This window comes from Pseudomonas sp. PS01299 (assembly GCF_029960145.1).
Classification (GTDB): domain Bacteria; phylum Pseudomonadota; class Gammaproteobacteria; order Pseudomonadales; family Pseudomonadaceae; genus Aquipseudomonas; species Aquipseudomonas putida_A.
Window position 1 is genome coordinate 1 of the sequence record NZ_JASCPO010000332.1, and the last position, 4,813, is coordinate 4,813.

General features: G+C 62.9%; 5 protein-coding genes. All 5 read right to left on the minus strand.

Annotation, left to right across the window (positions count from 1 at the left end; translation table 11 throughout):
- Window positions 1–86 precede the first annotated feature (86 nt).
- The 5 genes from QMX91_RS29025 to QMX91_RS29045 all read right to left on the minus strand — a co-directional run bounded on the left by QMX91_RS29025 (window position 87) and on the right by QMX91_RS29045 (window position 4,644).
- A complete protein-coding gene (locus QMX91_RS29025) occupies window positions 87–365 on the minus strand; it encodes a DUF971 domain-containing protein (protein ID WP_282413770.1) in 279 nt (92 codons plus the stop codon).
- Entirely contained in the window at window positions 362–1,324 is a 963-nt protein-coding gene (locus QMX91_RS29030) for a HEAT repeat domain-containing protein (protein WP_282413771.1), read from the minus strand. Before QMX91_RS29030 ends, QMX91_RS29025 begins: the two co-directional genes overlap by 4 nt.
- Window positions 1,321–2,169 carry an ABC transporter ATP-binding protein gene (locus QMX91_RS29035; protein ID WP_282413772.1) on the minus strand — a complete coding sequence of 283 codons (849 nt, stop codon included), beginning with the start codon at window positions 2,167–2,169 and terminating at the stop codon, window positions 1,321–1,323. The genes QMX91_RS29030 and QMX91_RS29035 overlap by 4 nt, the downstream gene beginning before the upstream one ends.
- On the minus strand, window positions 2,169–2,951 hold the full coding sequence (locus QMX91_RS29040; RefSeq protein ID WP_210557374.1) for an ABC transporter permease: 783 nt from the start codon (window positions 2,949–2,951) through the stop codon (window positions 2,169–2,171). Before QMX91_RS29040 ends, QMX91_RS29035 begins: the two co-directional genes overlap by 1 nt.
- A gap of 268 nt (window positions 2,952–3,219) precedes the next feature.
- Window positions 3,220–4,644, minus strand: a complete 1,425-nt coding sequence (locus QMX91_RS29045; RefSeq protein ID WP_282413773.1) for an ABC transporter substrate-binding protein — start codon at window positions 4,642–4,644, stop codon at window positions 3,220–3,222.
- Window positions 4,645–4,813 lie beyond the last annotated feature (169 nt).

Here is a 4,813-nt window from a genome sequence, read left to right on the forward strand (position 1 = left end):
CGATAGCGGTGTGTCATTCAACAATGATGTCGGCTGATACACCGTTATCGCGAGCAGGCTCACTCCTACAAGGAGGCTGCGGCATATCAAGCACTCAGCTGGGCCAAATAGTCCCACGGGTAGATCCCGCGTTGATGGCCGTCACTGAACACCAGTTGCACGCCGTAGCCCTGCGGGTTGATCTCAATCAGGCGAACACGCTCATCCACCAGCGGAGTCACACCATTCAGGCGAAACGCGCGGCACTGCGAGCACGGGCACTGGCGGCGCAGTTCGGCGTGATTGAACAGCGATTCGCGGCCGTCCGGCCAGCTCAGGCGCAGCGTCCGCTGGCTCTGCGAATTGCCGACTGACAGCGGGTTCATTGCAACTGACTCAAGGCAATCCGCACCGCTTTGCGCACTTCCGGATCGCCGTCATCCTGCGCCGCCTGCAACGCCGCCACCGCGCCGCGATCATGCAACTCACCGAGGGCCAGCGCGGCTTCCTTGCGCAGGTTGCTGATGCGATGGCCGAGGGTCTCGATCAGAGCGTCCAGCGCCGGTACAAAACGCAAGCGACCGAGGCTGCGGGTAGCACGCAGGCGCACTTGCCAGTAGTCATCGCCGAGGGCTGCGATCAACGCCGGACCAGCGTCGCTGTGGCCGACCTTGCCCAGCGTCGTGGCCGCTTCTTCGCGCACTTGCCAGGCATCGTCCTGCAGCGCCTGACGCAGGGCCGGCAGCACTTCGGCACCGGACGCCAGACCGAGGGCACCGGTGGCGGCGCGGCGCACTTCGGTGTCCGGGTCGGCGCTGGCCAGACGCGCCAGAGCCGGCAGTGCGTCGAGCTGCTTGAGCCAGCCGAGCACACCGACGGCTTCGCGACGCACATTGGCATCGGCATCGCTCAATGCGGTGATAGCAGCCGGTGCGGCATCGGCGAAACGCAGTTCGCGCAATGCCCGAAACGCGGCGATTCGCACACTGACCTCAGCATGATCGGTCCACGGCAGAATCACCTGGCCTGCGGCTTCACTCTTGAGCAGGCTCAGACTTTGCGCGGCGGCGGCCTGCACTGCCGGAGATGGATCGGTCAGCGCCTGGCACAGCGCAGCCACTACCGGTTCGTCCTCCCAGGCTTCCAGCAGCCGCGCGGCTTCGGCGCGGACTTCTTCGGCGGGATCTTCGCTCAGTCTTTCGACCAGCCACAGCAGGCCATCCGGTTCTTCCAGATCCGCCAAATCAATCAGGGCAATGCGTCGCACACCGGCATCGTCAGCGGTCAGACGCGGTTGCAGGGCGAGGATGTCGTCGTTATCGGTCACAGCAAAAAATGAGGTCATAGGGCAAATCGCGGCAAGGGGTTTTCGGGAGGCAGGCCGAGCGGGTTGAGGCGCGGCAGCGGGCGGGAGTTGTCGTGGCGCAGCAGGTCGAGGCAATGGCGCTTGAGGCGGGAGAATTCGGCGCTGGTTACCAGCTCAGTGGTGCGCGGGCGTGGGAAATCCAGGCGCAGGTCTTCGATGATTCGCCCCGGACGTGCGCTCATCACCAGCAAGCGGTCGGCGAGAAACAGCGCCTCGTCGATATCGTGAGTAACGAACACCACGGTGGTGCGAATCCGCGTCCAGATGTCCAGCAGCAGCTCCTGCATGTTCAGGCGGGTCAAGGCATCCAGCGCGCCGAACGGCTCGTCCATCAGCAGCAGCCGTGGACGGTTGACCAGCACCCGGGCGATTTCCACCCGTTGCTGCATGCCGCCGGAAAGCTGATCGGGCCAGCGCTCGGCGAAGCCGTCGAGGCCGACCAGTTTGAGCATTTCATCAGCGGCGCGATGGCGCTCGGTTTTACCGATGCCGCGCATCTTCAAGCCGAAAGCCACGTTATCGCGCACCGTGCGCCACGGAAACAGCGTGTGATGCTGGAACACCATGCCGCGTTGTGGCGACGGCCCGGACACCTCGCCGCCATCGACTTTGAGGCTGCCGGTATGGGCGCTCAAGTGTCCGGCCAGTGCGCCGAGCAAGGTCGATTTGCCGCAACCGGACGGGCCGAGAATGCACACGAACTGGCCCGGTTCGATCTGGCAATCCAGCCCTTGCACGGCTTCGAAGGCTTGCTGCCCCTCACCGAGAACGATCGACAACTGGCGAATATCGATTCGCCCTTCCGGGGTTTGCATTGCGCTCATCAGGCTTTCCCTCGTGGTCGATGCCAGGGCGTGAACAGCCCGCCTAGGCGCTTGATCAGCAGACTGCTGCCCATGCCCAGCACACCGATCAGCAGCATGCCAACGACAATGTCGGCGTAGTTCTGAATGGTGTAGGACTCCCAGGTGTAGTAACCGATGCCGAACTGGCCGGAGATCATCTCGGCGGTCACCAGACAGAACCACGAGGTGCCCATACCGATGGCGAGGCCGGTGATGATGCTCGGCGCGGCGCCGGGCAAAATCACTTCCAGCAGGATCGCCCGGCGCCCTGCACCGAGGCTTTTTGCCGAGGCAATCAGCCGTGGGTCGACACCCTCCACCCCGTGCACGGTGTTGAGCAAAATCGGGAACAACGCACCGGTGAAGGTGATGAACACCATCGACAGCTCCGACGACGGAAACATCAGGATCGCCAACGGAATCCACGCCACCGCCGGGATCGGCCGCAGGACTTCCAGCGGTGGCAGCAACAGGTCTTCGGCCCATTTCGAGCGGCCGATGGCCAAGCCCAGGGCAATGCCGATGATCAATGCCGCGAGATAGCCCGCGAACACGCGGCCGAGGCTCGCGCTCAGGTGCTGCAGCAGCTTGCCGGAGTCGCCCAGGCCCAACGCCGCTTCGATCACCGCCAACGGGGTTGGCATGTTGGCGAAGGTGACCAGGCCGAGGTTCCAGTGGTGGCTCGCGGCGAGTTGCCAGAACAGCAGGCAGAGCGCTATGGAGGTTGCTCTGGTGATCCAGCGGGGTTTTGGGATTTTCATGAATCGGGTTTCCATGTTTGGAGCGGTGTGATGGCTGAGATCGCCCCCCTCACCCCAGCCCTCTCCCCCAGGGGGGCGAGGGGGAAAGGGAGCAGATCTTCAAGCCTTTCAAAATCTCGGTTCGGCTCGATAGCGAGCAGATATTCATGATTTTCAAAAACTGAGTTCGGCTCGATATTTCAGGTCGGCTTAGCTCCCGCAAACACCTCGTTCAGTCCCCTCTCCCTCCGGGAGAGGGCTAGGGTGAGGGTGAGTTTTTGATCTTCAATTAGCGGGCAGCCACGGCCTGGGTCGTGGCGTCGGTAAAGTCGAAGACCTTGCCACCCTGCGCCGCCGCATATTGCTGGGCCTGGCCCTTGAGCAGAAACGCGCTCAGGCGGCCCTTGGCATCACTGGCGAACCACGCCTGATCGGCGAGCAACTTGATCCCGCTGTCACTGGCCTGGGCATACACCGCGCGGATGTTTTTGCCTTCCTGCTTCAACGCGGCCAGCGCAGTGAACGCCGATTCAGCCGAGGCGTACTGGCGCACCTTGTCTTCGCCGCGCACCCAGATTTCGGCGACGTGGCTGAAGTCGGTGATGGCTTTGCCGGTCACCGCATCCAGCGCTTTCAACGGCGTTTGCGCGTAATTGGCGAGTTGCGCGGTGTAGTCCAGATTCGCGGCCTTGAACGCGGCGCGGATGTACTGATCGTCGATGAAGGTGTTGAGGTCGAGGCCCCGATCAGCCTTCTTCAGCAGTTTCAGGGTGTCGATCGCCGTGCCCACCGCCTGACGGTATTCCGGCTTCCAGCTCAGGTCGCGGGTCTGCACGCCAAGCGGGCCGTGGAACAGGTAGTTGACCTCGGCATCGACGCCGGTGACCTTGGCGATCAGCTCGCTGTACTTCTCAGGCTCAGCAGCCAGCAACTGATTGGCCTCGATGCTCGCCCGCAGGTAAGCGACGACGATTTCCGGGTACTGTTTCGCGTAGGCCTGATCCACCAGTGCACCGTGAAAAGTCGGTGCATTGGCCTGGGCGCCGTCGTAAATCTTGCGGGCGAAACCACGGCTGGGGAACAGTTCGGCGAACGGCACGAAATCGGCGTGGGCGTCGATCTTGCCGGCCTGCAACGCGGAGCCGGCGACTTCTGGCGGCTGGGCGATGATGTTGACGTCTTTGAGTGGGTCCCAACCCTGCTCCGCCACCGCGCGCAGCAACATGCCGTGGGCGGTCGAAGCGAATGGCACCGAGATGGTCTTGCCCTTGAGTTCGCTCAGCGCCTGCACCCCGGACGCGCTCGGCACCACAATGCCGTTGCCGCTGCCCTTGATGCTGCCCGACAGCACGCTGATGAACAGGCTGTGCTTGCCGGCGGTTTCGAACGCGACACCGTTGAACGCGCCGGGGAAATCGGCCATGGCGCCGAAGTCGAGTTTGCCGGCGACCATCTCGTTGGTCAGCGGCGCGCCGCTGGTGAAGTTTTTCCACTGCACGTCGTATTTCGCGTCTTTGTAGGCGCTGTCGTGCGGCAGGTATTTGTCGAGCAGACCGAGTTCACGAATCAACAGCCCGCCGGCGGCGCAGTTGATGGTGGTGTCCTGAGTGCCGATGGCGATGCGGATGGTTTCGGCCGAGGCCGACAGGGTGAATGAAGCCAGTACCAGACCGGCGATTGCTGCACGCAACATGAGTGTTTCCCCTCGAATCATTTATTGGATGTTCGTCTCCGCCGCGATCAGGGCGCGGTGGGAAACGAGGGGGTCTGTAAATTAGCGTCCGGGGTTTCCGGGTAGCTTTAGGGTGTCGTAGATCTCTGTAGGAGTGAGCCTGCTCGCGATAGCGGTGTATTGGATGTCGATGTGTTGTCTGACACACCGC